At 72.1% G+C, this 25,607-nt stretch carries 21 protein-coding genes and 1 pseudogene; 9 read left to right on the forward strand and 13 right to left on the reverse strand.

The features are described 5' to 3' along the window. Positions 1-81: 81 nt before the first annotated feature. From OHB56_RS37600 to OHB56_RS37620, 5 genes are all read right to left on the reverse strand, one after another. Positions 82-1,233, reverse strand: a complete 1,152-nt coding sequence (locus OHB56_RS37600; RefSeq protein ID WP_326757247.1) for a homoserine O-acetyltransferase — start codon at positions 1,231-1,233, stop codon at positions 82-84. Continuing rightward, a complete protein-coding gene (locus OHB56_RS37605) occupies positions 1,230-2,591 on the reverse strand; it encodes a bifunctional o-acetylhomoserine/o-acetylserine sulfhydrylase (protein WP_326756167.1) in 1,362 nt (453 codons plus the stop codon). The genes OHB56_RS37600 and OHB56_RS37605 overlap by 4 nt, the downstream gene beginning before the upstream one ends. 398 nt (positions 2,592-2,989) lie before the next feature. Then, positions 2,990-5,209, reverse strand: coding sequence for an NADP-dependent isocitrate dehydrogenase (locus OHB56_RS37610; protein WP_406358332.1), 2,220 nt, complete (start codon positions 5,207-5,209; stop codon positions 2,990-2,992). 191 nt (positions 5,210-5,400) lie between these two features. After that, positions 5,401-6,498, reverse strand: a complete 1,098-nt coding sequence (locus OHB56_RS37615) for a mechanosensitive ion channel family protein (RefSeq protein WP_055592806.1) — start codon at positions 6,496-6,498, stop codon at positions 5,401-5,403. Positions 6,499-6,717: 219 nt separating this feature from the next. Next, positions 6,718-7,737, reverse strand: a complete 1,020-nt coding sequence (locus OHB56_RS37620) for a lysylphosphatidylglycerol synthase transmembrane domain-containing protein (RefSeq protein ID WP_326756169.1) — start codon at positions 7,735-7,737, stop codon at positions 6,718-6,720. Between the two features lie 72 nt (positions 7,738-7,809). Between OHB56_RS37620 and OHB56_RS37625 the strand changes: the two genes are divergently transcribed. Continuing rightward, the gene (locus OHB56_RS37625) at positions 7,810-9,714 is read left to right on the forward strand and encodes an ABC transporter ATP-binding protein (RefSeq protein WP_326756170.1); all 1,905 of its coding nucleotides are present in this window, start codon (positions 7,810-7,812) and stop codon (positions 9,712-9,714) included. Between the two features lie 134 nt (positions 9,715-9,848). Here the strand turns inward: OHB56_RS37625 and secD are convergent, their stop codons facing one another. The 4 genes from secD to OHB56_RS37645 form a co-directional block, all read right to left on the reverse strand. After that, a complete protein-coding gene (gene secD, locus OHB56_RS37630) occupies positions 9,849-12,179 on the reverse strand; it encodes a protein translocase subunit SecD (RefSeq protein WP_406358334.1) in 2,331 nt (776 codons plus the stop codon). Between the two features lie 65 nt (positions 12,180-12,244). After that, on the reverse strand, positions 12,245-12,730 hold the full coding sequence (locus OHB56_RS37635; RefSeq protein WP_406358336.1) for a hypothetical protein: 486 nt from the start codon (positions 12,728-12,730) through the stop codon (positions 12,245-12,247). After that, positions 12,727-13,392: a response regulator transcription factor gene (locus tag OHB56_RS37640; protein WP_326756173.1), complete on the reverse strand. Its 666-nt coding sequence runs from the start codon at positions 13,390-13,392 to the stop codon at positions 12,727-12,729. Before OHB56_RS37640 ends, OHB56_RS37635 begins: the two co-directional genes overlap by 4 nt. Further along, a complete protein-coding gene (locus OHB56_RS37645) occupies positions 13,389-14,342 on the reverse strand; it encodes a histidine kinase (RefSeq protein WP_406359290.1) in 954 nt (317 codons plus the stop codon). Before OHB56_RS37645 ends, OHB56_RS37640 begins: the two co-directional genes overlap by 4 nt. Before the next feature lie 282 nt (positions 14,343-14,624). Here OHB56_RS37645 and OHB56_RS37650 point away from each other — a divergent pair, with 282 nt between their 5' ends. From OHB56_RS37650 to OHB56_RS37660, 3 genes are all read left to right on the forward strand, one after another. Beyond that, complete coding sequence (locus OHB56_RS37650) at positions 14,625-14,951, forward strand: TraR/DksA C4-type zinc finger protein (protein ID WP_326756175.1); 327 nt, start codon at positions 14,625-14,627, stop codon at positions 14,949-14,951. A 60-nt stretch (positions 14,952-15,011) separates the two neighbouring features. Beyond that, a complete protein-coding gene (locus tag OHB56_RS37655; RefSeq protein WP_326756176.1) occupies positions 15,012-15,383 on the forward strand; it encodes a TraR/DksA C4-type zinc finger protein in 372 nt (123 codons plus the stop codon). A 335-nt stretch (positions 15,384-15,718) separates the two neighbouring features. Beyond that, a complete protein-coding gene (locus OHB56_RS37660; RefSeq protein ID WP_326756177.1) occupies positions 15,719-16,354 on the forward strand; it encodes a hypothetical protein in 636 nt (211 codons plus the stop codon). On the opposite strand, the gene OHB56_RS37665 is transcribed toward OHB56_RS37660, so the two are convergent. Further along, on the reverse strand, positions 16,273-17,070 hold the full coding sequence (locus OHB56_RS37665) for an Lrp/AsnC family transcriptional regulator (RefSeq protein ID WP_406358339.1): 798 nt from the start codon (positions 17,068-17,070) through the stop codon (positions 16,273-16,275). The two genes, OHB56_RS37660 and OHB56_RS37665, sit on opposite strands and share 82 nt — an antisense overlap. A 393-nt stretch (positions 17,071-17,463) precedes the next feature. Between OHB56_RS37665 and OHB56_RS37670 the strand changes: the two genes are divergently transcribed. The 3 genes and pseudogenes from OHB56_RS37670 to OHB56_RS37680 all read left to right on the forward strand — a co-directional run. After that, positions 17,464-18,183: a TetR family transcriptional regulator gene (locus OHB56_RS37670; RefSeq protein WP_326757249.1), complete on the forward strand. Its 720-nt coding sequence runs from the start codon at positions 17,464-17,466 to the stop codon at positions 18,181-18,183. A 90-nt stretch (positions 18,184-18,273) separates the two neighbouring features. Then, the gene (locus tag OHB56_RS37675) at positions 18,274-19,836 is read left to right on the forward strand and encodes an MDR family MFS transporter (protein ID WP_326756178.1); all 1,563 of its coding nucleotides are present in this window, start codon (positions 18,274-18,276) and stop codon (positions 19,834-19,836) included. 117 nt (positions 19,837-19,953) lie between these two features. After that, positions 19,954-20,370 (forward strand): annotated as a pseudogene (locus OHB56_RS37680) (hypothetical protein); the annotation flags it as partial. 48 nt (positions 20,371-20,418) lie between these two features. Here the strand turns inward: OHB56_RS37680 and OHB56_RS37685 are convergent. The 3 genes from OHB56_RS37685 to OHB56_RS37695 all read right to left on the reverse strand — a co-directional run bounded on the left by OHB56_RS37685 (position 20,419) and on the right by OHB56_RS37695 (position 22,961). After that, positions 20,419-21,336, reverse strand: a complete 918-nt coding sequence (locus OHB56_RS37685) for a pyridoxamine 5'-phosphate oxidase family protein (protein ID WP_326756179.1) — start codon at positions 21,334-21,336, stop codon at positions 20,419-20,421. Positions 21,337-21,428: 92 nt separating this feature from the next. Beyond that, positions 21,429-21,899 carry an Hsp20/alpha crystallin family protein gene (locus OHB56_RS37690; RefSeq protein ID WP_326756180.1) on the reverse strand — a complete coding sequence of 157 codons (471 nt, stop codon included), beginning with the start codon at positions 21,897-21,899 and terminating at the stop codon, positions 21,429-21,431. A 354-nt stretch (positions 21,900-22,253) separates the two neighbouring features. Beyond that, positions 22,254-22,961, reverse strand: a complete 708-nt coding sequence (locus OHB56_RS37695; protein WP_326756181.1) for a TetR/AcrR family transcriptional regulator — start codon at positions 22,959-22,961, stop codon at positions 22,254-22,256. A gap of 360 nt (positions 22,962-23,321) precedes the next feature. On the opposite strand from OHB56_RS37695, the gene OHB56_RS37700 reads away from it, so the two are divergent. Together OHB56_RS37700 and OHB56_RS37705 are read left to right on the forward strand one after the other, a co-directional pair. Further along, on the forward strand, positions 23,322-24,521 hold the full coding sequence (locus OHB56_RS37700) for a CaiB/BaiF CoA transferase family protein (protein ID WP_406359291.1): 1,200 nt from the start codon (positions 23,322-23,324) through the stop codon (positions 24,519-24,521). Next, a complete protein-coding gene (locus tag OHB56_RS37705) occupies positions 24,521-25,546 on the forward strand; it encodes an LLM class F420-dependent oxidoreductase (RefSeq protein ID WP_406358341.1) in 1,026 nt (341 codons plus the stop codon). The genes OHB56_RS37700 and OHB56_RS37705 overlap by 1 nt, the downstream gene beginning before the upstream one ends. Positions 25,547-25,607 lie beyond the last annotated feature (61 nt).

Here is a 25,607-nt window from a genome sequence, read left to right on the forward strand (position 1 = left end):
AGGGTTCGTCGGTGGTGCACGGCATGATCAAGGTGCCACACACCACTGACAACACGTCGAGACCGGGGACCGCCGTGCCGGCTACCCCAGCAACTCGCGGATCAGCGCGCCGACCTGTTCCGTCTCGAGGAGGAAACCGTCGTGTCCGTAGGGCGACTCCACCACTCTGAGCCGGTCGGCGCCGGGAAGGTGCGCGGCCAGCTCGGCCTGCTGGGACAGCGGATAGAGACGGTCCGAGTCGACCCCGGCCACCAGCGCGGGCGCGGTCACCCGGCGCAGGGCGGCAGGGACGCCGCCCCTGCCGCGTCCCACGTCGTGGCCGTTCATCGCCTCCGTCAGCACCGCGTAGCTGCCCGCGTCGAACCTCCGGACGAGCTTGACCGCGTGGTGGTCGAGGTACGACTCGACCTGGTACCGGCCGCCGCGCCACGGATCCTCCGCACCCTGCGGCTCCCGGCCGAACCGGGCCGACAGTTCCGGCTCGCTCCGGTAGGTGACGTGGGCGATGCGGCGGGCGATGCCCAGTCCGGCGTGCGGGCCCCGGCCGGTGTCGTGGTAGTCGCCGCCGTGCCAGTGCGGATCACTGCGAATGGCGTGCAGCTGGAGGGTGGACCAGGCGATCTGCTCGCCACTCGCGGCCGCCGCGGTGGCGAGCAGCAGCAGTGCCCCCGTGCGTTCCGGATGCGTCACCGCCCACTCCACGGCACGCATCCCGCCCATCGAACCGCCGACGACCAGCGCCCACGTCCCGACGCCGAGCGCGTCCGCCAGCCGGGCCTCCGCGGCGACCTGGTCCCGCTGGGTCAGGTACGGGAAGGCGCCGCCCCACCGGCGCCGCCCGCCGGGGCGCGGCGAGGCCGGTCCCGTGCTGCCCTGGCAGCCGCCCAGCACGTTCGGTGCGACGACGAACCAGCGGTCGGTGTCGAGGGCCAGACCGGGCCCGATCAGTCCGTCCCACCAGCCCGCCGTGGGATGCCCGGGGCCGGCCGGTCCGGCCGCATGGCTGTCACCGGTGAGCGCGTGCAGCACCAGGACGGCATTGGACCCGTCCGGCGCAAGCCGCCCCCAGGTCTCGAACGCCAATTCCACACCGGGGAGTTCACCGCCCGCCTCCAGCGGCAGCGGCGTACCGAGGGCATGCCATTGACGCCGTCCGGGCGGGTCCCCCTCCTGCCAGGCCCCGGTGGCCGGCGGGAGGGGAACCGATGTTCCGGAGGCTGCGAAGGCGCTCAGGGGGCACCCTTGGCCGCGCGGAAACCGGACTCCAGGTCGGCCGTGAGGTCGACGAGGCTCTCGATGCCGACCGAGAGCCGTACCAGACCCGGCGCGGTGCCGGTCGCCTCGAGCTGCTCCTCGTCCAGCTGGCTGTGGGTGGTGGACGCCGGGTGGATGATCAGGCTGCGCACATCACCGATGTTGGCGAGGTGGCTGAACAGCTCCACACCGTCCACGAACCGCTTGCCCGCTTCGACACCGCCCTTCAGCTCGAAGGAGAACACCGCGCCGGCACCGCGGGGGAGGTACTTCTGCGCGGCCTCGTGCCAGCGGCTGGACGGCAGGCCCGGGTAGTGCACCACCGCCACCTCGTCACGCTGCTCCAGCCACTCCGCCAGCGCCTGCGCGTTGGCGGACTGCCGCTCCATGCGCAGGCTCAGCGTCTCCACGCCCTGCAGCAGCAGGAAGGCGGAGTGCGGGGCGATGGCCGGTCCGAGGTCGCGCAGCAACTGGACGCGCAGCTTGATCGCGAACGCACCGGGTCCGAGCGCCGGCCAGTAGCGCAGGCCGTGGTAGCTGGGGTCGGGCTCGGTGAAGTCCGGGAACCGCTCGGCGTGCGCGCCGAAGTCGAAGGTGCCGCCGTCCACGACCACGCCGCCGAGCGTGGTGCCGTGCCCGCCGAGGAACTTCGTCGCCGAGTGCACCACGATGTCCGCGCCGTGCTCGAGCGGGCGCAGCAGATAGGGCGTGGGGATCGTGTTGTCCACGACCAGCGGCACGCCCGCCCCGTGCGCCGCGTCCGCGACCGCCCGCACGTCGAGCACGTTGCCCCGCGGATTGCCCAGCGTCTCGGCGAAGAACGCCTTGGTGTTCGGCCGGACGGCCGCCCGCCAGGCGTCGGCGTCGTCGGGATCGTCGACGAAGGACACCTCGATGCCGAACTTCGGCAGGGTGTGCCGGAAGAGGTTGTACGTCCCGCCGTACAGCGAGGAGGCCGAGACGATGTGGTCGCCGGTCCCGGCGAGGGTCAGGAGGGCCAGTGTCTGCGCGGCCTGCCCCGAGGACAGCGCCACCGCCGCCACACCGCCCTCCAGGGCGGCGACGCGCTGCTCGAAGACGTCCTGGGTGGGGTTGTGGATGCGGGTGTAGATGTTCCCCGGCTCCGCCAGCGAGAAGAGGTCGGCCGCGTGCTGGGTGTCCCGGAACACGAACGAGGACGTCTGGTAGATCGGCGTGGCCCGGGACCCGGTCGTGGGATCGGGCTCGGCGCCGGCGTGGATCTGCTTCGTCTCGAACGACCAGGCCGACATGTCGGGACCGGTGGACGTCTCCTCGGGAGTGTGACCGGCGGGGACGGGTTCGGTGGGCTGGCTCACGGTGTGCTCCTCGTGCGCAGTGCGGGCGCGGATGAAGGGTGGGCGTGCGGATCCGCGGACGTACCTGTGGGGTGCGGGGGCGTGCCGGATGTCCCTGGGGGATCCAGGGCGTCGGGAAGGACCGCGTGCCGACGTAGGTGCCGGCTTCTCGCGCGACACGCCGTAGTGGTGACACGTGCGCGGTCGCGGTGGCAGCGCGTCACCAGCTCGATGCTACGACGAGGGGAGCTGAAAATGAGATGGCGTCTCAGCAAGTGGTCGGTCTTTTCACACGGCGTTCACGAACGCGGGGTGACCGGGGCACGGCCCGCCGGCCGGGCCGGAGCCGAACACGGCTCCGCCCCGGCCGGGCGTCATGCCGGCCGGGGCGGAGCCAGTGGATCCTCTGCCTGCTCGCGTCAGCTCAGCGACGCGAGCACCTCGTTCCACGTCGCGGACGGACGCATGACCGCGGCGGCCTTGGCCGGGTCGGGCTGGTAGTAACCGCCGATCTCGGCCGGCTCGCCCTGGACGGCGATCAGCTCGTCGACGATCTTCTGCTCGTTCGCGGCGAGCGTCTCGGCGAGCGGGGCGAAGGCCTTCGCCAGGTCCGCGTCCTCGGTCTGCCCGGCCAGCTCCTGCGCCCAGTACAGGGACAGGTAGAAGTGGCTGCCGCGGTTGTCGATGCCGCCGAGGCGACGGCTCGGGGACTTGTCCTCGTTGAGGAAGGTCGCCGTGGCGCGGTCGAGCGCGTCGGCGAGGACCTTGGCGCGGGCGTTGCCCGTGGTCTCGGCGAACTGCTCCAGGGACGGCACCAGGGCGAAGAACTCGCCCAGGGAGTCCCAGCGCAGGTAGTTCTCCTTGACCAGCTGCTGCACGTGCTTGGGCGCGGAACCGCCCGCACCCGTCTCGAACAGGCCGCCGCCCGCCATCAGCGGGACGACCGACAGCATCTTGGCGCTGGTGCCCAGCTCCAGGATCGGGAACAGGTCGGTCAGGTAGTCGCGCAGCACGTTGCCGGTGACCGAGATGGTGTCCTCGCCGCGACGGATGCGCTCCACCGACAGCTTGGTGGCCTCGACCGGGTTCAGGACGCGGATGTCCAGGCCCTCGGTGTCGTGGTCGGCCAGGTACCGCTCGACCTTGGCGATCAGGTTGGCGTCGTGGGCGCGGGTCTCGTCCAGCCAGAACACGGCCGGGGAGCCGGTGGCGCGGGCGCGGGTGACGGCCAGCTTGACCCAGTCGCGGATCGGCGCGTCCTTGGTCTGGCAGGCGCGGAAGATGTCACCGGCGGAGACGGTCTGCTCCAGGACGACGTCACCGGCCTGGTCGACCAGGCGGACGGTGCCGGTGACCGGGATCTCGAAGGTCTTGTCGTGGCTGCCGTACTCCTCGGCCTTCTGCGCCATCAGACCCACGTTGGGGACCGAGCCCATCGTGGACGGGTCGAAGGCGCCGTGGGCACGGCAGTCCTCGATCACGGCCTGGTAGACGCCGGAGTAGCTGGAGTCCGGCAGCACCGCGAGGGTGTCGGCCTCCTGGCCGTCGGGGCCCCACATGTGGCCGGAGGTGCGGATCATGGCCGGCATGGAGGCGTCCACGATGACGTCCGAGGGGACGTGCAGGTTGGTGATGCCCTTGTCGGAGTCGACCATCGCCAGCGCCGGGCCGTCGGCGAGCTCGGCGTCGAAGGACGCCTTGATCTCCGCGCCCTCGGGCAGGCCCTCGAGTCCCTTGTAGATGCCGCCCAGGCCGTCGTTCGGGCTGAGCCCGGCCGCGGCGAGCTGCTCGCCGTACTGGGCGAACGTCTTCGGGAAGAAGGCGCGCAGTACGTGGCCGAAGACGATCGGGTCGGAGACCTTCATCATCGTGGCCTTCAGGTGCACGGAGAACAGCACACCCTCCTGCTTGGCGCGGGCGACCTGCGCGGTCAGGAACTCGCGCAGTGCGGCGACCCGCATCACGGAGGCGTCGACGACCTCGTCCTTCAGGACGGGTACGGACTCGCGCAGCACCGTGGTGGTGCCGTCGTCGCCGACCAGCTCGATGCGCAGCGCGCCGTCCTCGGCGATCACCGCGGACTTCTCGGTGGAGCGGAAGTCGTTCTCGCCCATCGTCGCCACATCGGTCTTGGAGTCGCCGCTCCAGGCACCCATGCGGTGCGGGTGGTTCTTGGCGTAGTTCTTGACCGAGGCGGGGGCGCGGCGGTCGGAGTTGCCCTCACGCAGGACCGGGTTCACGGCGGAACCCTTGATCTTGTCGTAGCGGGCGCGGATCTCGCGCTCCTCGTCGGTCTTCGGGTCGTCCGGGTAGTCCGGCAGCGCGTAGCCCTGGCCCTGGAGCTCGGCGACCGCGGCCTTGAGCTGCGGGATCGACGCCGAGACGTTCGGCAGCTTGATGATGTTGGCCGCGGGGGTCTTCGCCAGCTCACCGAGCTCGGCGAGGGCGTCCGGGATGCGCTGGTCCTCGGTGAGGTACTCCGGGAACACGGCGATGATGCGTCCGGCCAGCGAGATGTCACGCGTCTCCACGGGGACACCGGCCTGGGAGGCGTACGCCCGGACCACCGGCAGGAACGAATACGTCGCCAGGGCGGGGGCCTCGTCAGTGTGCGTATAGATGATGGTCGAGTCAGTCACCGGGTGCTCCGCTCCACGTCTGCAACATTGCTCGACATCAAGATATCCCGTACGCGTCCTGAGCTCGACAGGGGTCCGGACCGCATGGGGGCCCACCGTGCCGGACCCCATGGGTTTCGGCCCCCGGCGGCGGCCGCCCCGCCGGCCGCGGGCCGCGGCGGACTCCGCGGCCCGGCCCCGCCCGCCGTACGTCAGACCGGGCGGAACGCCGTCATGTCGCCCGGCTCCGGCTCGGTGCCGCGCTGCTGCGGGAACACCACCGAGCCCTGCTGCAACGCCACCGTCCGCGCGGGTGACGGAATGCGGATGCCCTCCTCGCGGTAGCGCCGGTGCAGGCGCTTGATGAACTCGTGCTTGATCCGGTACTGGTCGCTGAACTCGCCGACGCCCAGGATCACGGTGAACCCGATGCGGGAGTCGCCGAAGGTGTGGAAACGCACCGCCGGCTCGTGCTCCGGGAGCGCTCCGGTGATCTCCGTCATCACCTCGGTGACGACCTCCTTGGTCACCCGCTCCACCTGCTCCAGGTCGCTGTCGTACGACACCCCGGCCTGCACCAGGATGGTCAGCTCCTGCTCGGGGCGCATGAAGTTGGTCATGTTCGTCTTCGCGAGCTGCCCGTTGGGGATGACGACCAGGTTGTTGGAGAGCGCGCGGACCGTCGTCTGACGCCAGTTGATGTCCTCGACATAGCCCTCCTCGCCGCTGCTCAGCCGGATGTAGTCACCGGGCTGGACGGTCTTGGAGGCGAGGATGTGGATGCCCGCGAACAGGTTGGCGAGCGTGTCCTGGAGCGCCAGCGCGACCGCCAGACCGCCGACGCCGAGAGCGGTGAGCATCGGGGCGATGGAGATGCCCAGCGTCTGGAGCACCACCAGGAAGCCGATCGCCAGGACCAGGATCCGGGTGATGTTCATGAAGATCGTGGCCGAGCCGGCGACGCCGGACCGCGACTGGGTCACCGACTGCACCAGGCCGGCCACCACCCGCGACACCGACAGCGTCGCCGCGAAGATGACCAGCACCGTCAGCACCTGGTTGACGTTGTGCTGCACGGTCCGGGTCAGGGGCAGCGCGGCCGCCGCGGACGCGGCACCGCCCGCGAGGGCCGCCCACGGCGCGATCATGCGCAGGGCGTCCACGGCGACGTCGTCGCCGCGCCACTGGGTCCGGTCCGCGTGCCGCCCCAGCCAGCGCAGCAGCATGCGCAGCAGGAACGCCGCGACCAGGCCCGCGGCGATCGCGATACCGGCGAACAGCACATCGTTCATGGTGAGCGCACGCGTCATCGCTCACCTCCGGCGAGGGCCCTTGCCGGGGGGCGTATGTGATGTCGTGTCACGTCTCGTCACCTGCTCGCATTCGGGGGTGCCCGGGAGAGTGCGGCCCGGGAGGGTGTGCCGTGCCGCACCGGCCGGCCGGCGGTCGGCGCGATCGCTCATCCTGCCGTATCCGGCAGGGCAGTTCGTACCACGCCGTGGCAAGGAGGCGGCCTGCCGCCACCCTGGTCAGATCACCTTCAGCCGCACCAGCGCGCCCAGCGTCAGCGCGCCGGGCAGCAACGGCAGCCACACCGTGACGACCCGGAACGCCAGCACCACCGCGGTGGCCACCGCGGCCGCCCCGCCCACCGCGACCAGCGCCACGATCAGGGCGGCCTCCACCGAACCGAGCCCGCCCGGCGTGGGCACCAGCGCGACCGCGACGGTCGCCGCGAGATATGCCACCGCCATGTGCGCGATCGGTACCGACAGTCCCAGCGCCAGTCCCACCAGGATCAGCGCCGCCGCCTGCAGCGCCGGGAACGCGAGGGCGCCGCCCCACAGCGCCAGTGCCCTCGACGGCCGGGTGTGCACCGACCGGGCCTCGCCGAGTGCCGTCCGCAGGAAGGAGAACACGGCCGTCCGTATGCGCCGCACCAGCGCGAGCACGGCCGCCGCGACCAGCAGTACCGCGCCGAGCGCGAGCAGCGCGGGGCCCAACGCGCCTTCGGGCAGCAGGGGTCCGGGGCGCAGCACGTCCGGGAAGGCGACGAGCAGCGCGCCCAGCAGGGCCACCCGGCCGATGGACTCCGCCAGCAGGTACAGCGCGAGGGCGGCCGAGGAGCGGGTCAGGGACAGCCCGCACACCGTCATGAACCGCAGGTTGACCGCGCTCGCGCCCAGCCCCGTCGGCAGCAGATGGTTGGCCGCGCCCGCCGCGAACTGGGTGGCCAGCAGCCGCCGCGCGGGGAGCCGTTCGAGGACCGCGCCCTGCCGGGTGCACGCGGCGGCCACCCAGGTCAGACAGGTCACCCCCACCGCGGCCAGCAGCCAGGGCCACCGCGCGGTGCCCAGATGGGCGAAGCCGTCGGCGAGCACCGACCGCTGCTGCACCGCGACCACGGCCACGAGCAGCAGGGGAAGGACGTACAGGATCCTGCGGAGGGGCCGCGTCACATCGGAGGAGCCTTTCCGCCCCGCGCCAACTGCGGGTGGCGGCAGGCCGGACGGCGGCTTAAGGCTGGGCAGCGGCTGCCGGAGCGTCATACGGACCTCACATGCCCCGAACGGGTGACGGGCCTTGACCTCGACAATGCTTGAGGTTCTACCTTCTCCGGCATGAGCATGGAGACCACCGCCTGGACCCAGTTGCACAGCGTCATGAACGCCGAGGAGGAACGCCGCCCCTTCGCGCGGGAAACGCTACGCCGCATCGCGGGGTTCGCCCGCCCGCACCGCCGCCGCATGACCCTTTTCGTCCTGCTCGGAGCCGCCACCGCGCTGCTCGCCGTCGCCACCCCCGTACTGGCCGGACGCGTCGTCGACACCATCGTGTCCGACGGCGACTCGGCCACGGTCGTCCGGCTGGCCCTGCTCATCGCACTGATCGCGGTGGCGGAGGCAGCCCTCGGCATCCTCGGCCGGAGGCTGTCGGCATCCCTCGGCGAGGAACTCATCCTCGATCTGCGGACCGCCGTCTTCGACCATGTGCAGCGGATGCCGGTCGCGTTCTTCACACGCACCCGTACGGGCGCGCTCGTCTCCCGTCTCAACAACGACGTGATCGGCGCCCAGCGGGCCTTCAGCAACACCCTGTCCACCGTGGTCGGCAACGTCGTCACGCTGGTGCTCGCCCTGGCCGTGATGCTCACCCTGTCCTGGCGGATCACCCTGCTCGCCCTGGTCCTGCTGCCGGTGTTCGTGATCCCCGCCCGCCGCATGGGCCGCCGCATGGCCGGGATGCAGCGTGAGGCCGCCGCCCTGAACGCGGCCATGGGCACCCGGATGACCGAGCGTTTCTCGGCGCCCGGCGCCACCCTGGTCAAACTCTTCGGCCGCCCCCAGGAGGAGTCGGAGGAGTTCGCGGTGCGCGCCCGCCGGGTCCGGGACATCGGCGTACGGACGGCCACCGCCCAGACCGTTTTCATCACCGCGCTCACCCTCGTCTCCGCCCTCGCCCTGGCCCTCGTCTACGGCGTCGGCGGCCACCTCGCCCTGCGCGGCTCCCTGGAGCCCGGCGCGGTCGTGTCCCTGGCCCTGCTGCTGACCCGCCTGTACGCGCCGCTGACCTCCCTCGCCGGGGCGCGGGTGGAGGTGATGAGCGCGCTGGTCAGCTTCGAGCGGGTCTTCGAGGTGCTGGACCTGAAGCCGCTCATCGAGGAGAAGCCGGACGCCCGCGCCGTCCCCGAGGGTCCGGTCTCCGTGGAGTTCGACGACGTCCGCTTCGGCTACCCGTCCGCCGACAAGGTCTCCCTCGCCTCCCTGGAGGAGGTCGCCGCCCTGGACACGCACGGCTCCGCCGAGGTTCTGCACGGCATCTCCTTCCGCGTCGAACCCGGGCAGACCGTGGCCCTCGTCGGCTCCTCCGGCGCCGGCAAGTCGACCATCGCGCAGCTGCTGCCGCGCCTCTACGACGTCGACTCGGGCGCGGTGCGGGTGGGCGGCGTCGACGTCCGGGACCTGGCCGCGGGATCACTGCGCGACACCCTCGGCATGGTCACCCAGGACGGCCACCTCTTCCACGACACCGTCCGCGCCAACCTGCTGCTGGCCGCGCCCGCCGCGAGCGAGCCCGACCTGTGGGACGCGCTGCGCCGCGCCCGCCTGGACGAGCTCGTACGCTCCCTGCCCGACGGTCTGGACACGGTGGTCGGGGAGCGCGGCTACCGGTTCTCCGGCGGTGAGCGCCAGCGCATGACCATCGCCCGGCTGCTCCTCGCCCGCCAGCGGGTCGTCCTCCTCGACGAGGCCACCGCCCACCTGGACAACACCTCCGAGGCCGCCGTCCAGGAGGCGCTCACGGAGGCCCTGGAGGGCAGGACGGCCATCGTCATCGCGCACCGGCTGTCCACCGTCCGGGCCGCGGACCGGATCCTGGTCGTCGAGGCCGGCCGGATCGTGGAACGGGGCACGCACGAGGAACTCCTGGCGGCCGGCGGCCGCTACGCCGCACTGCACCGCGCCCGGTTCGCCCGCCGGCCCGCGGACCACGACCGGGGCGCGGAAGGGGCGGTGGCGGTGTAGAGCACGCCCGACGCCCCGTACGAGACGTACGAGAGCGCCGCCGCGGGCCCGGTCCCGGGCCCGCGGCGGCGCTCTCGCGTACGACCGCGGTCGCCTACGGCTCCTCGCCGTCTCCTACGGCGAGCCGTGCGGCGTCAGTGGCCACGGCTTTCCGCCTTGGCCCGCCCGGAGTTCTCCCCGTCGCCGGACTTCCCGCGCGCCGGACCGCCGCGGCCGCGGCTGCCGCGGCGACGGCCGCCACCGTTGCGGCGGCCGCTGTACGCGTCGAGTTCGATGGCGAGCGGTGACGCGGTCAGCACCGACGAGTACGTACCCACCAGCATGCCGATCAGCAGGGCGAGCGCGAAGTCGGTGAGCGAGTCACCGCCCAGCAGAGCCAGCGCGGCCAGGATGAAGATCACACCGATACCGGTGTTGACCGTACGGGGCACCGTCTGCAGGATCGCCGTGTTGGTGGACTGGGGCAGGGGCGCCTTGGGATCCTTCTGCCACAGCTCCCGGACGCGGTCGAAGACCACGACGGAGTCGTTCACCGAGTAACCGACCACGGTGAGCAGCGCGGCCAGGAAGATCCCGTCGATCGGCTTGCCCAGCCACGCGAAGATACCGGTGAGGATCACCACGTCGTGGGCCAGGGTGCTGACCGCCGCCGTACCGAACATCCAGCGGAACCGGAAGGCGAGGTAGACCAGCTGGGCGCCGAGGGCCAGGCCGAGCGCGATCAGCGCGTTGCGGCGCAGTTCGTCGCCGAGGCTCGGGCCGATCAGCTCGTCGCGGACCTTCTCCGCCCCGCCGCCGACCTCGTCGATGGTCCCGGCGACCTTGACCGCCTCGGCGTTGCTCAGCTCCTCGGTACGCACCGTCAGCCTGTTGTCCCCGGAGGACTGCACGACGGCCTGCGGGAAGCCGGCGTCGGCCAGGGCCGCACGGGCCCGGTCCGGATCGACGGTCTCGGTGGTCGAGTACTCGATCAGCCGGCCGCCGGTGAACTCGACACCGAAGTTCAGCCCGCGCACCACGATGCCGGCGCCGGTGACGACGAGGACGAGGAGGGACACCAGGAGCCAGCGGCGCGGGCGGTGCATCAGCTGCGGGTTGCGACGGGTGAGGTACTCACGGACCCGCCCGATGGAGGCCAGACCGGTGAGCTTGGGACGGCGGTGCACCCAGCGGCGCTCCACGGCGAACTCGGCCAGCACCCGCGTGATCACCAGTGCGCTGATCATGGAGGCGAGGACACCGATGGCCAGGGTGACGCCGAAGCCCTTCACCGGACCGGAGGCGAGCAGGAACAGCAGCCCCGCCGCGATGAGCGTGGTGATGTTGGAGTCGGCGATCGCGCTGAACGCGCCCTTGAAGCCGGCGGTCAGGGCCGAGCGGCTGCTGGGACGGTTGCGTTTGCTGTACTCCTCGCGCGCTCGTTCGAAGACCAGCACATTGGCGTCGACGGCCATGCCGATCGCCAGGACGAAACCGGCCAGACCCGGCAGGGTCAGGGTCGCGCCGAGGCCCGCGAGAGCGGCGTAGGAGATCACGCCGTAGCAGGTCAGGGCCACGATGGCCAGGAAACCCATCAGCCGGTAGACGACGAGGATGAACAGCGCGGTGAGGGCGGTGCCGAAGGCGGCGGCCCAGGCGCTGGACTCGATGGCCTCGGCGCCCAGCGTCGCGCCCACGGTCCGCTGCTCGACCGTCTCGACCGGCACCGGAAGGGCACCGCCGCTGATGAGCAGGGCGAGCTCCTTGGAATCTTCAGCGGTGAAGGACCCGGTGATCTGGGTGGAGCCGCCGGTGATGCCGGCCCCGCAGGCCACGGACGGGTCGACCTGCGGCGACGAGATGACCTTGTCGTCCAGCACGATCGCGACCCGGCGCTTGTGATCCCCCGCGGGATTGCAGGCCGCCTCGCCGGTCAGCTTCGACCAGCCCTTGTCGTCGGCGAAGTCCACGGTGACCATCCAGCCGGCACCGCTCTGCTGGTCGAAGGTGGCCTCGGCGCCCTCCACGTCCTGGCCGGTGAGCGCGGCGGGGGACAGGTGGAGCCGCTCCCCGGCCTCGTCGGCCAGGACGCGCTCGCCCTTCGGCAGCTTCTTGGCGGCCTCGGGGTCGGTACCGGGACCGAGCACCGGGTGGACGGTGAGCTGCGCGGTACGGCCCAGCACCTCGGCGGCCTGCCGCGGGTCCTGCACGCCGGGCAGTTCCACGATGATCCGGTTGTCCCCGGACCGGACGATGCTGGGTTCGGCGACGCCGAGGGCGTCGATACGGCCGCGCAGCACCTCGAGCGTGCGGTCCGTCGCCTCACCGTCGGCCTCGAGGGTTTCGGTGGAACGGGTCTCCAGCACGATCTGGGTACCGCCGCGCAGGTCGAGTCCCAGACGGACGGGGACCGTCACGGCGATGTAGACGGACAGGGCGATCACGACAAGTGCGAACAACGCCCGGATGCGGGCGGAACTTTTCACGGATGACTCCAGCAGTCACGCCGCGGCCGGTGCGGGACGCGGCGGAGAGGAAAGGAACAGGACTCTCATGTGCTGGACGGTCCGGGAGGCCCCCGGCCGAGGTCCGCCGGCATGTGGGCGGCGGCGGGCGGCGCGTGCCCGGCCGCCGGGGCGGGCCGGGCCGGGCGCGGAGGCATGCGGGGGGTGTGCGCGGGGGTGAAGAGCAGATGGCCCGCCGGTACCGTGCGCTCCCCGGCATCGCCGCGCTGCGGCCTCAGGGGGGCGATACGGGCGGTGCAGCCGTCGTCGGTGTGCGGACGGATGTCGGACGAGTGGGTCCCGGGCGCGGGCGAGGGAGCCGGAACAGACGGATCCGGCCCGTCGGACGCCGGGGCGCCGGGCGCCGCGGGAGCGTCATGGGCGGGCGGCTGCGCCGCGCGGACGGCCCGCGGGTCGCCGACGAGACCGAACCCCAGGGTCAGGATCACGGCCGCCAGGGCGGCCAGAACCGCGACGGCGCGGAGCGGAGGGCGGGCGGTGCGGGAGCCACGTCCCGGCAGGGCGGTGTTCAAGGCTCGACGAGCCCCGCCCGGATGGCGTAACGGGTCAGATCCAGGCGGTCCCGCAGCCCCAGCTTGCTCAGCAGGTTCTCGCGGTGCCGCTGCACCGTCTTGATGCTGATGAAGAGCAGCTCGGCGATCTCCTTCGACGAGTGCCCTTCGGCGACCAGCTTGAGCACCTCCTCCTCGCGCGGGGTCAGCAGCTGGGGTGCCTCCTCGCCGTGCTGGACCCGGTCGAGGTAGTTGCGGATCAGGGCGGTGACCGCCCCCGGGTACAGGAACGGCTCGTCCCGCATCGCGGCCCGGCAGGCGGCGACCAGATCGCGGTCGGCGACCGACTTCAGCACGTACCCGCCGGCCCCGGCCTTGAGCGCCTGGAACAGGTACTGCTCGTTGTCGTGCATCGTCAGCATCAGGATGCGCAGGCCCGGCTTCAGAGCGGACAGCTCACGGGCGGCCTGCAGACCGGTCATCCGGGGCATGGCGATGTCCAGCACCGCCAGGTCGATCTCCTGGGCGCGGGCCATGGAGATCGCCTCCGCACCGTCACCGGCCTCGGCCACGACCTCGAGGTCCGGCTCCCGGTCGAGGATCAGCCGGACGCCGCGGCGCACCAGGGCATGGTCGTCGGCGAGCAGGATCCGGATCGGGGTCGGTGAGGCCTGATGGTTCATGACTGCTTCCTGACGGCGGGCACGGCCAGCCGGATCCGGGTACCGGTCCGGCCGACGGGAGTGATGTCCAGTGTGGCCCCGATGAGCAGGGCCCGTTCACGCATACCGCGCAAGCCGGCTCCCTCGTGGGCGGCGCCGATGCCACGGCCGTCGTCGGTCACCTCGAGGACGACACGGTCGTCGTCCCGGTACAGGCTCACCAACGCGGAACGCGCCTCGGCATGCCGGGCGACATTGGTCAGACTCTCCTGCGCCACACGGTAGATCACCAACTCCGTGCCGTTGTCCAGGGTGGGCAGATCGGGGCCGAAACGACGCTGCACCCGCAGCCCGGTGTGGGTGGAGAACTCGGTGGCGAGCGAGGTTACCGCACTGACCAGACCGAGATCGTCCAGGACGCCGGGACGCAGCCGCCGCACCAGCCGGCGGACCTCGTCGAGACTTGCCCGGGTGATCTCCTGCACCTGTTGGATCTCGCCGCGCAGCGGAGCGGGCGCCTCGTCGGAGACCTGCTTCAGGGCCAGCAGGATGGCGGTCATGCTCTGCCCGACCTCGTCGTGGAGTTCGACGGCGATCCGGCGCCGCTCCGCCTCCTGGGCGAGCAGGGCGCGGGCGCTGCTCGCGGCGCGCTCCTTCTCCAGCCGTTCCAGCATGGCGTTGAACGTGCTGACCAGCTCGGCGACCTCCCCGCCGCCGTGCACCGGAAGCCGTTGACCGGGCCGCAGCAGGTCGACGGTGGTCATCAGCCGGGTCACCCGGCCCAGTGGGGCGAGGCCGATCCGCAGCAGGGCCGCGTTGGCGACGAGCATCACACTCATGCCGCCCACGAGGATCACCGCCTCGGTCAGCAGCACCGGTACGGACACGGTCACCGGAGCCCACAGCAGCAACGAGGTGGCCGCGCCCAGCACCACCGCGTTGAGTCCGAAGATCCGCCAGTACAGGGACACGGAGGTCACGCCTTTCCTCTTTCGTCTGCCTCTACTGTCGGGCACCGCGACACCCGATGCGGCAGCGGTCCCTGATCCCGGCGAACAGCGAAACCGACACAGTGCACGAGCCGACGGCATCAGGTCGATGGGCTCCACGACCCATTTCAGCCCACCCGGCGGGCCCATGTCACCCGGGTGGGTCCTCGGACCCGACAGAGATGGGTATCGCGCCCAATGGGTTACGGGCGGGAAAACGACGATGGTGATGGATCGCCCATCTGTAACCGGAGGAGACTTTCCGTGTCGCTCGACCTGCCCCTCACCGAATCGCGCACCGACCACCCCGCCGTGGACCAGATCCGGCAGCGCCTCGAACACGCGCGCACCACACGGGTGGCACAACTCAAGGCCCTGGACGACGGCGGACAGAGTGCCGACGACCACCTGCTGGCCAACCAGCGTGACTCCATCAAGCGTGTCCTCAAGGAGATCGACGAGGCCTTCGCCCGCGTCGAGGACGGCAGCTATGGCACCTGCATGGGCTGCGCCAAGCCCGTTCCGGCGGAGCGGCTGGAGATCCTCCCGCACACCCGGTACTGCGTCTCGTGCCAGAGCCGCGCGGCCTGACCGCACCCGTTCCCGCCCCGTCCGTGTTCCTCTCCCGCTCCGCCCAAGGGGGGTGCAGTGGTGACCCACCAGACGATCGACGAGCACGACGAGGTCCTCACCTCCGAGGACCTCGCCCTGCTGCGTGCGAACCTGCGCGAACAACAGCTGTTCCGCCGGGACCAGCTGCGCCAGTTCGCCGTCGATGAGGGGCCGCACCCGGGAGACCCGGACGGACCGACGGTCGCCGGCCAGCTCGAGGTCCAGGTCAGGCTCGCGGCGTCCGCCCGGATGGTGCTCGCCGACGTGGAGGCGGCGCTCGCCCGCATGGACACCGGGGGCTACGGCGTCTGCCACCTGTGCCGCGGCCGCGTCGAGCGCGACCGGCTGCTGATCGTCCCGCAGGCCCGCTACTGCGCCCGCTGCCAGCAGGTGCGGGAGGCCGCGCGATGACCACGGCGCCCCACCGGCCGCCCCATCGGCCGGAGCACGTGCGTACGCGGCACGTGCGAGCCGACCACCCCCGTGCGGGGCACGTACGCGGGTGACCCGTCCGGCCCCAGGAATCCTCCGTCCGCGCGCTGCACCCACCGTCCCGGGCGCGCAGGCGGTGGCCGCCCCCCGCCGCGGACACCCACCCCACCGGACCGCTCCCGGTGGGGCACCCCGGTGCGCACCTCACCGAGGCGGTGCCGTGTGCGGAGGGCACCGTCACCGGCGCCCGGCACATTCCGCCGGGCGCCGGTGACTTACGCCCCGAGACCGACCCACCCCGAAGGAGTCACGACGTGGAGGACACCATTCCTCCCGCGCAGCCGCCCCCGGGGCCCCGCCTCGGCCCGCCCCGGAGCCTGCGGCCGTGGCACCGGCGGCCCAACCCCCTGCGCCGCCCCACCGACCGTTTCCAGGCCCGGATCGGTCTCGGGCTGCTGCTCGCCGTACTGGTCGTGGCACCCGTGGCGGGCGTCGTCGTCGAGGAACTCGCCCACCGCCACTACACGGACACGGCCCGCCACCAGGCCCTGACCCGGCACGAGACGAGCGCGACCCTCACCGAGGACGTCCCGCGCCATCCGGAGCCCGGATCCGACGAGGCGAAGCTCGCCCGTTACCCGGCCGAGGTCCGTCTCACCACCCCCGACGGGCGCACCGCCACCACCCGGGCCGAGGTCCCACCGGGTCTGTCGGCCGGCGGCCAGGTGCGCGTCTGGGTCACCGCCGACGGCGAGGCGACCGAGCCGCCGCTGACGCGCGAACAGATCCGCAGCCGCAGCATGGGCTGCGCCCTCCTCGCCGCCGTGGGAACCGTCCTCGCCGGTGCTGCCGCCCACGCCGTGATTTGTCACGTCGTGCGCCGCCGCAACCTCACCGCCTGGGAGAGGGCCTGGGCCGAGACGGCCCCCCGCTGGACGCCGTCCGGATGAACCGTCGCGCGCGGCCGACGGGGAATCCACGCAGCCCCGTGCGCGTTGATCTTGCGCAGCCGGCGCAGGGAGCTGCCGTAGTAGGACCGCAGGACGCAGTGCGCGCCGACCGAGGTGACGTGCGGGATGCGCGGGAGCCGCTCGAGAAGGAGACCGTCCCGTTCCCGGCTGCTGCGCGGGCTGATGGCACAGACGACCTCGGTGCCGCCGGCGGCCAGGTCGACGTAGTGGGTGTCGGGCCGTCCGGCGATGGCGCCGGCCAGCTGCGACGCGGTGTTCCGGCTGCAGCCGAGCCGGACGATCCAGCCGTCCCTGCCCAGGCGGCTCTCGTCGGTCATGTCGGTGACCCGCAGGTTCACGGTGGTGCGCAGTCGTCTGAAACGACGTGCGACGGTCTGGTCGGACACCCCGAGCACCTGGGCGATACGGCTGAAGGAGGCCCGTCCGTCGAGTTCGAGGGCCTGCAGCAGCTTGAGGTCGAGGGAGCCGAGGGAAGAGGGGGCACTGGCCTGCTGGTCTCTCCTGAGGGAGCCGGGGGAGGGGACGGGCAGCCATCGTAGGACCGGGCCCGCCCCGGGGCACGATGTCTCCGGCCTCCGGCCTCCGGCCCCGGCCTGCCGGTCCTCCCACGGCCCCGGCCTGCCGGTGCTCGCTCCGTACGCCATCCCGCGCCGCGAGAGCGCCGGATCGGGTACGGATGCGGGTGGGGGCGTCATCGCCCGGGGGAGCCGCCCGTGTTCCGGCCGGCGAACGCACTACGGGCGCTGGACACGATTGGCTGGGCCGAAGCGTGCCCGCCGTCGGGCACTCCACCACCGCCCAAGGCCCCGTGCTCGACGTGGAGGGCGACCTCCTCCGAGAGATGCCCGGCGCCCGCATCCCCGGGCCCGCCCCGCCGCCCAGGAACGGCCTCACCCGGCCGCAACCACGGCTTGGCCGTCACCCGCGGCACCGGGGGCGGTCGCGGACTCCCCGCCACGGAGCACTTCACCATCGTGGGCGGCCCTCTCGCGTCGCGTCGATGAGGGGCGCGGTCACCAGAGGGCGGGAGGAGAGGGAGCCGGGGAGGGGGTGAATATATTTTTACAGGCTCTGCATATTTGCGTATCCTGCACGACGTGCGTGACAGGGACCCCGCAGAGGGTGGACTTCGGGGGCGTAAGAAGCGGGAGACCCGTGCTGCGCTGGTGGCGGCCGCCGTGCGGCTGGCGGCGGAGCACGGCGAGGAGAACGTCACCGTCGACGCGATCAGCGAAGCGGCCGGTGTGTCGCCCCGCACATTCTTCAACTACTTCGACTCCCGTGACGAGGCGTTCGTGATGGTGGGCGCGGAGTCGAGCGGGCGCGTCCGGCGGGCGGTGCTCGCCGCGCCCGCCGACGTGCCCCCGCTGACGGCGCTGCGTGACGCGCTGGCCGCGGAACTGGGAGAAGTGGAACAGCAGCACGAGCTGTGGCGGCTGCACTCCGAAGTGCTGCGCAGGTCACCGCACCTGCTCGCGCGCAGCATCGGCGCCCACGTCGAGGACGAGTTCCTTCTGGCCGAGACGCTCGCGGAGCGCATCGGCGCCGGTTCGCCGCTGTTCACCGGGGACCGTCTCCCCTTCGGGACGGCCGAGGGGGAGCTGCGGCGCCAGGCCCTGGGGCTGTATCCGAGGCTGCTGGCCGCGGTCGGCGCCACGGCCGTCCGTGTCGCCGTGGAGCACTGGTGCGTGCGGCAGGACGAGGCCACCTTCGAGGCCGTCTTCCGGACGGTCTTCGACCACCTGGCCGCCGGACTCACGGAACCGGTCGTGCCGGTCGTGCTGGTCGTGCCGGCGGACGAAGCCTGAGCGGGTCCGTCCCTCACCCGACCTTCGAACGTTTGTGAAAGAGCTGAAGTGACCTCATCACCGGCGCCCCTAGAGGCGTCACCCACCTCCATGACCAACCGGCAGATACTCCAGGCCATGTCGGGGCTGATGGCCGGCATGTTCGTCGCCATCCTGGCCGGCACCGTGGTCGCCAACGCGCTCCCGCGCATCATCGCCGACCTGCAGGCCAGCCAGTCCTCCTACACCTGGGTCATCACCGCCGAGCTGCTGGCGATGACGGCGACGGTGCCCCTGTGGGGCAAGCTGTCGGACCTGTTCAACCAGAAGCTGCTGCTCCAGCTGTCCCTGTCCCTGTTCGTCGTCGGCTCCCTGTTGGCGGGCTTCTCCCAGGACGTGGGCCTGCTGATCTTCAGCCGCGTGGTGCAGGGCATCGGCGCGGGTGGACTCACGGCTCTGGCGCAGATCGTGATGGCGGCCATCATCCCGCCGCGCAGGCTGGGCAAGTACGCGGGCATCTTCGGAGCCGTCTTCGCGGTCGGCACCGTGGCCGGACCGCTCATCGGCGGTGTTCTGGTGGACACGTCCTGGCTCGGCTGGCGCTGGTGCTTCTTCATCGGTGTGCCGTTCGCGCTGCTCGCCATCGCGCTGCTGCAGCGCACCCTGAAGCTGCCCACCGTCCGCCGCGAGGCGAAGATCGACTTCTTGGGCGCCTTCCTGATCGTCGCGGGTGTCTGCGCCCTGCTCATCTGGGTCTCCCTCGCGGGCAGCGAGTTCGACTGGATGTCGTGGCAGACCGCCGCGCTGACCGGTGGGGGAGTGCTGCTGCTGATCGCCGCGGTCGTCGTCGAGGCGCGCGTGCCGGAGCCGATCATTCCGCTGGGCATCTTCCGCAACCGCACGGTGACGCTCACCACGGTCGCGAGTCTCCTCGTGGGTGTGGCCATGTTCGGCGGCACCGTCTTCCTCTCGCAGTACTTCCAGATCTCCCTGGGCAAGTCCCCGACCGTCGCGGGCCTGATGAGCCTGCCCATGATCCTCGGCCTGCTCGTCTCCTCGACCGTCGCCGGACAGATCATCACCGCCACCGGCCGGTGGAAGGTGTACCTGGTCGCGGGTTCCATCATCATGACGGCGGGCCTCGGCCTGCTGTCCACCATCGAGGCGGACACCCCCTTCGGCCTGCTCAGCCTCTACATGGCCGTCATGGGCGTCGGCGTCGGCATGCTGATGCAGAACCTGGTCCTGGCCGCGCAGAACGACGTTCCGGCGACCGAGCTGGGCGCCGCCACCTCGGTGCTCTCCTTCTTCCGGAGCATGGGCGGCACGATCGGCACCAGTGTGCTCGGGGCCATCCTCGCCAACCGGGTCGCCACCGAGATGACCAAGGGTCTGACGGAAGCGGGCATTCCGGCCGGGGCCGGTGAGTCCGGCGGCGAAGGGGTGCCCGACATGACGACGCTGCCGGAGCCGATGCGGGAGATCGTGGAGCACGCCTACGGGGTCGCCACCGCGGACCTCTTCCTCGTGGCCGCACCCGTCGCGGCCCTCGCCGTGATCGCCGTGCTGTTCATCAAGGAGAAGCCGCTGAAGGACACCAGCGGCATGGAACGGCTCACCGCCGAGTCGGCCGAGTCCGCCGGTAAGACGGCGTCGCCGGCCGGCGTCGGCTGAGGCGAACGCCCTTGGGGGCGGTGGCGTGCGGAGGTCTTCCGGGAGGTGCCCGGAGGGCCTCCGCACGTGTATGCGGCGGGCCGGGCGTTGTTGACGAGAAGCGAGTCGTCCGGGCCAGAGGGCAGTGCGCCGCTGACCCGGCAGACCCTCAAGAACGCCTTCGAGCCGGCGAGCGGTGCCACGCTCCCGGCAGGAGAGAGGCAGGCGCTGCACGGCCGCTCCTGGTCGGGTGCCGCGGCCATCGCGCGGGTAGACGTCAGTACCGACGGGGGAGCGAGCTGGCGTCGGGCACGCCTGCACGACGACAGCCGTTCCGGCACCTGGACCCGCTGGTCCGTCCCCGGGACGCCCGGGACGCCCGGGACCCCCGGCCCCACCCAGCTCCTGGCCCGCGCCACCGACACGGCCGGCCGCCGTCAGCCGGACGTCGCGGTACCCCACACACAGGGCTATCTCTTCGACGCGGTGGTGCGGCATCCGGTGACCGTGGTCCGACGGCACCGGAGCACCCCTCCGCGCAACGAATCGTCGTGACGCGCAACGGTCCGTGACGGCCTGCGAAGGCCCGTGCGAAGGCGCCGCTCAGCGGTCGGCGGGACTGATGCGGCACCCCGTCAGGCTGGTGGGCCGGATCGCCACCCACATCTCGCGTTCGCCCCCGGTCCACGGCGCGGTGCGGGCGTGTTCGGTCAGCCGCCGCACGGCGTCGGCGTCCGTGACCAGCCGCGCGGGGCCGACGGCGAGCACGCTCCAGCCCTGGCTCATGGTCTCGTCCACACGGTCGACCTCGAAGGCGGTGTCCGATCCCACGGCCGCCGCGGGCACGGAGCCGGGAGCGGTCCGGAAGGCGATCACGTCGTCGACGACCTCGTAGTTCACCGGGGCGACCGCCGGGCCGTCCGGGGTCGACACCGCGACGCGTCCCACCCCGTGGGTGGACAGCAGGGTGCGGCATTCCTCGGGGTCGAGGTCCAGGAGCCGGGGATGCAGGAGCGCCGCGCCCTGGCCCGGCGGCATCTCGGTGCCGCCGCCGCGCAGGGCCTGGACCGTGGTGTTCAGCGCCCCGGCCAGGTTGATGAGCGTCGCCAGGCTCGGGTCGGCCTGGTGTTCCTCGAGGTACGCGAGATACGCCGGCGCCATCCTGGCGCGGCGGGCCGTCTCGGCCCGGGTCAGACCCTGCCGCTCGCGTTCGGTGGCCACCCGTCGGCCGAGGTCGCTGGTGTGGTGCGCACCGGAGCGGTGCCTACCGGAAGCGGCGCCCGTTCCGGCCGCGCCCGGTCGACGGGACGGCTCCCGGGCCGTCCCGGGCTCGTGCCCCGGATGCAGGAGGTGTGCGTCGGGCCCGGGAAACACGAGGGTCACCGCCTGGGTGTCCGACCAGCGCACGTCGTACGGGGGTGTCCCGTCCTGGTGGTGGAGTCCGATGATCTCGCCGTCGCGCCGGGTGGCACCGGTCGCCGGACTTTCGATGACGAGCCGATCGCCGAGATGAGCTCGCATGACCGCCGCCTTCGCTCAAGTGTCAGGGGTGGGGGAAAAGACCGGTGGGGCGGGGCCGCCGCCTTTCACCGACGGCCGGCTCCGACCTCGGATCAGCCGGTGATCTCGATGCGGCGCTGCGTGCCCTTCCCGGTCCTGGGGACACGCACCGTGAGGACTCCGTTGGTCAGCTCCGCACTGATGCGTTCGGTGTCGGCGTTGGTCGGCAGCGCCGTGCGGTAGTGGAACCGTCCGACGTGACGGGTGTGCCGCCGGACCACACCCGTGCGTTCCCGCTCCTCGATCTCGCCGTGGACGACGAGTTCGCCGTCGCTGACCTCGACATTGATCCGGTCCTTGTCCGCACCGGCGAGCTCCAGCTCCACCACGTGGGCGTCCCCGGTGTCCTCGACGTCGGCCGGCGGCGTCCACGTGCCGGCCGTGCCGGCCTCGGAGAAGTCGTCGCCGGGAAAGGGGAAGGTGGAGTGCATGAGGTACTCCATCCGGGAGCGGAGGTCCTCGAGCTCCCGGAAGGCGTCCCACCCGGAGAGCGGCCCCCTGCTGCGGCGTGCGGGATGCGACATAGGTCCTCCTCCTCGGATTCTGCGACGGCAGCGCCACCCGTCGGCGAGGGAGACGGATCCGCCGCTCCTCGGCCGGGTACCCCGGCAGGCGCGGGACACCCACAAGGCCGTCGCAGCTGTTTCGGCGGGGCGTCGAGGACCGCGGCCGGCCGGTCGCGCGGGAACCGCCGGCCCTGACGGATGCCGCCGGAACTCCTGGTTCCAGGGTCCGTGGGCCCGGCCCGGCCGGCATGGGCCGACCGGGGCGGAGGAGAGGCCCGAGTGTCCTTCGGCGTCGCGTCGTGTCGCGTCGTGTCGCGCCACACGACGCGGCGTTCGCGTGCCCTGTGCTCCGTGTGCTCGCGCCGGTTCTCCTCAGTGGCGGTTCTTCGGGTTCGTCCGTGGCCTGGGCGGGGCCGCCCGGCGGCGGGAGGAGATTCCTTCCCGGCCGTCCACCGTGCCGGGGTGGCCGACCGTGCCGAGGCTGAGGAGCACATGGCGCTCGGCGATCTCCGCGGCGCTCAGGGGGCCGTCGGTCCGGTACCAGTTGGCCACGCCCTGGCACATGATGAGCACGGCGCGGACCGCGTCGGCCGGGATGGGGGTGGTGAAGACGCCCCGCGCGATACCGGTCTCGACCGTGTCGAGCAGCATGTGCTCGAGATAGTCGCGCAGGGCCACGTACCGGGCCCGGTTGTCCGGCTCGAGACTGCGGATCTCGGTGTCCAGGAACGCCAGCCCCTTGCGGTTGGCCATGTAGAGCACGATCGACTCGACCATGGCGCAGAAGCGGGGGAGCGGTTCGTCGCCCGCCTCGGCCGCGGCGGCCCGGCAGCGGTCCAGGACGTCCTTCATCGACGTCTCCAGCAGCGTGGCGAGCAGGGCCTGCTTGTTCTCGTAGTGGTAGTAGAGCGCGGGGACGGTCACTCCCACTCGTCCGGCGATGTCCCGCACCGAAGTGCCGTGGTACCCGTGCTCGTTGAAGGCCTCCATGGTGTGCACGAGGATCGGGTGCAGGTCGAGCGGCCCGTATGCGCTCCAGTGCGGTGCGTCAACGGTCTCCTGGCGTGACTGCGTGCTCAACGGTGCTCCTCCGATGGATTGCCGGCGAGCGCCATGCTATGTCCGCCGGGCGCCCCCACACCCCTGATTCTTGCTTATCCATCGCTCAGTGGATCCCTTCGTCACTGCTGGGGAGTCGGCGTCGAGGGCCTGCCCTTGAGGGTGGTTTGCTACGCAATACGCCGAAAGTGCGAACCGAAGTGCCGTGTGAAGTCGTGGTGTTGTGAGTATTGACCGCTCTCCCGCCCCCCTCTACTTTCTTAGCGAGCGCTAAGTAGAGCCCTGTTCGGAGGATGGCTGCCCGCCCCTGCCGTGAGAGAGGGACCGATGAGCTCGACGAGTGACACCGCTGCCCACCCCGGCGATGTGACCGACCGTCAGATGACCCCGCCGCCCCGCCGTGCCGGTCCGCTGGCCGGAGTACGGGTGGTGGAACTGGCGGGGATAGGCCCCGCGCCCTTCGCCGGCATGCTCCTCGGCGACCTGGGGGCCGACGTCGTGCGCGTCGACCGCCCCGGGGCGACGGCCCTCGGCGTCGAGCCCGCCCGGGACGTCACCCACCGCAACAAGCGCTCCGTCCTGGTCGACCTCAAGTCGGCCGACGGGCCGGGGACCGTACGGGATCTCGCCGCACGCGCCGACATCCTGATCGAGGGGTACCGCCCGGGGGTCGCGGAGCGGCTGGGGGTCGGCCCCCAGGAGTGCCGGGCCGTCAACCCGGCCCTCGTGTACGGCCGGATGACCGGCTGGGGCCAGGACGGACCGCTCGCACCCCGGGCGGGACACGACATCGGCTACATCGCCACCGCGGGCGCGCTCGGCATGATCGGCGCACCGGACGGGCCGCCCGCGATCCCGGCCAACCTGCTCGGCGACTACGCGGGCGGTTCCCTCTACCTCGTCGTCGGGGTGCTCGCCGCCCTGCTGACCGCGCGCGTCACCGGCGCGGGACAGGTGGTGGACGCGGCGATCGTCGACGGCACCGCCCACCTGACCGCCATCGTCCAGGGCATGCTCGCCTCCGGTTCCTGGCAGGACGGCCGCGGCCGCAACCTCCTCGACGGCGGCTGCCCCTACTACGCCGTCTACGAGACACGGGACGGCGGCTGGATGGCGGTCGGCGCGCTGGAGCCCCAGTTCTACGCCGAGTTCGTGCGGCTGCTCGGTCTCGACGCCGACGACCTGCCCGACCGCGCCGACCCGCGCGGGTGGCCTCGGTTACGGGACCGGTTCGCCGCCCGCTTCAGGACGGCGGACCGCGACGCGTGGACTTCCGTCTTCGAGGGCACGGACGCCTGCGTCGCCCCCGTGCTCTCCCTGCGGGAGGCCGCCCGCCACCCTCACCTCCGGCACCGCCGCACCTTCACCGAGGAACACGGCCTCGTCCAGCCCGGGGTGGCCCCCCGCTTCTCCGCCACGCCCGGCGCCCTGCGCCGTCCGCCCGCCCTGCCCGGCGCCCACCAGTACGAGGTGGCCAAGGACTGGCGGATCCCCGCCCTGACCGGAGCCCCGCACCCCGGAACCCCGGCCCCGGCCTCCGCAACTCCGACCCCCGAAGCCCCCACCGAGGACGGCCGCTGATGGAACTGTCCACCCCCCTGCAGTACGCCGGCGACCCGCGCAAGGCCGCCGACGAGGCCGCCGTGCTGGAGTCCGCGGGACTCGACGCGATCTGGGTGGCCGAGGCCTACGGCTTCGACTCGCCGACCGTGATGGGATACCTCGCCGCCCGCACCGAACGGCTGCGCATCGGCTCCGCCGTCCTCAACGTCTACTCCCGCACCCCCGCGCTGCTCGCCCAGACCGCCGCCGGACTGGACGCCCTGACCGGCGGGCGCGCCATGCTCGGCATCGGCGCGTCCGGCCCCCAGGTCGTCGAGGGCTGGCACGGCCGCCGCTACGACAAACCCCTCGGCCGCACCCGCGAGACGATCCACCTCGCCCGGCGCATCTGGCGGCGCGAGGTGATCGAGCACCACGGCATCACCGACATGCCGCTCCCCGCCGAGAAGGGCGGCACGCTCGGCAAACCGCTGAAGCTGCTCACTTGCCCCGTCCGCGACACCATCCCCGTGTACGTCGCCGCCCTCGGCCCCGCCAACGTCCGGATGACCGCCGAACTCGCCGACGGCTGGCTGCCGTTCCTCTACGCACCCGAGCACGCGGCCAAGACCTGGCACGGCCCGCTCACCGAGGGCACCGCCCGGCGCGACGCGGCCCTCGGCCCGCTGTCCGTCGTCGCCGGCGGACTGCTCGCCGTGGGCGACGGGGCCGAGGCGGTCCGCGACCTGATGCGGCCCATGATCGCCCTGTACGTGGGCGGGATGGGGGCCCCGGGGCGCAACTTCTACTACGACCTGGTCTGCCAGTACGGCTACGAGGCCGAGGCCGCCGCCGTCCAGGAGCACTACCTGGCGGGCCGCAAGCGGGAGGCCGAGTCCGCGGTCCCGGCCGAACTGTGCGAACTCCTCTGCCTGGCAGGCCCCGAGGGCTACGTACGGGACCGGGTCGAGGTGTTCCGCGAGGCGGGCGTGACCATGCTCAACGTCACTCCCGTCGGCCCCGACCCGGCCCGGCTCGTCGAGCAGGTCAGGAACTGGCTCTGAACGACGGCCCCGCGCCCGGCGAGGCCCACCGCTCCCCATTCCCGGCATCCCCGACGTGGAG

The organism is Streptomyces sp. NBC_01635, assembly GCF_045209715.1.
Classification (GTDB): Bacteria; Actinomycetota; Actinomycetes; order Streptomycetales; family Streptomycetaceae; genus Streptomyces; species Streptomyces hirsutus.

What these genes read in the sequence shown, in the direction of transcription:
- OHB56_RS37675 (WP_326756178.1), top strand. Translation starts at nt 18,274, where the DNA reads ATGACCAACCGGCAGATACTCCAGGCCATGTCGGGGCTGATGGCCGGC.
- OHB56_RS37690 (WP_326756180.1), bottom strand. Translation starts at nt 21,899, where the DNA reads ATGTCGCATCCCGCACGCCGCAGCAGGGGGCCGCTCTCCGGGTGGGAC.
- OHB56_RS37640 (WP_326756173.1), bottom strand. Translation starts at nt 13,392, where the DNA reads ATGAACCATCAGGCCTCACCGACCCCGATCCGGATCCTGCTCGCCGAC.
- OHB56_RS37700 (WP_406359291.1), top strand. Translation starts at nt 23,322, where the DNA reads ATGACCCCGCCGCCCCGCCGTGCCGGTCCGCTGGCCGGAGTACGGGTG.
- OHB56_RS37705 (WP_406358341.1), top strand. Translation starts at nt 24,521, where the DNA reads ATGGAACTGTCCACCCCCCTGCAGTACGCCGGCGACCCGCGCAAGGCC.
- OHB56_RS37620 (WP_326756169.1), bottom strand. Translation starts at nt 7,737, where the DNA reads ATGACGCTCCGGCAGCCGCTGCCCAGCCTTAAGCCGCCGTCCGGCCTG.
- OHB56_RS37665 (WP_406358339.1), bottom strand. Translation starts at nt 17,070, where the DNA reads ATGACGCCCCCACCCGCATCCGTACCCGATCCGGCGCTCTCGCGGCGC.
- OHB56_RS37685 (WP_326756179.1), bottom strand. Translation starts at nt 21,336, where the DNA reads ATGCGAGCTCATCTCGGCGATCGGCTCGTCATCGAAAGTCCGGCGACC.
- OHB56_RS37615 (WP_055592806.1), bottom strand. Translation starts at nt 6,498, where the DNA reads ATGACGCGTGCGCTCACCATGAACGATGTGCTGTTCGCCGGTATCGCG.
- OHB56_RS37625 (WP_326756170.1), top strand. Translation starts at nt 7,810, where the DNA reads ATGAGCATGGAGACCACCGCCTGGACCCAGTTGCACAGCGTCATGAAC.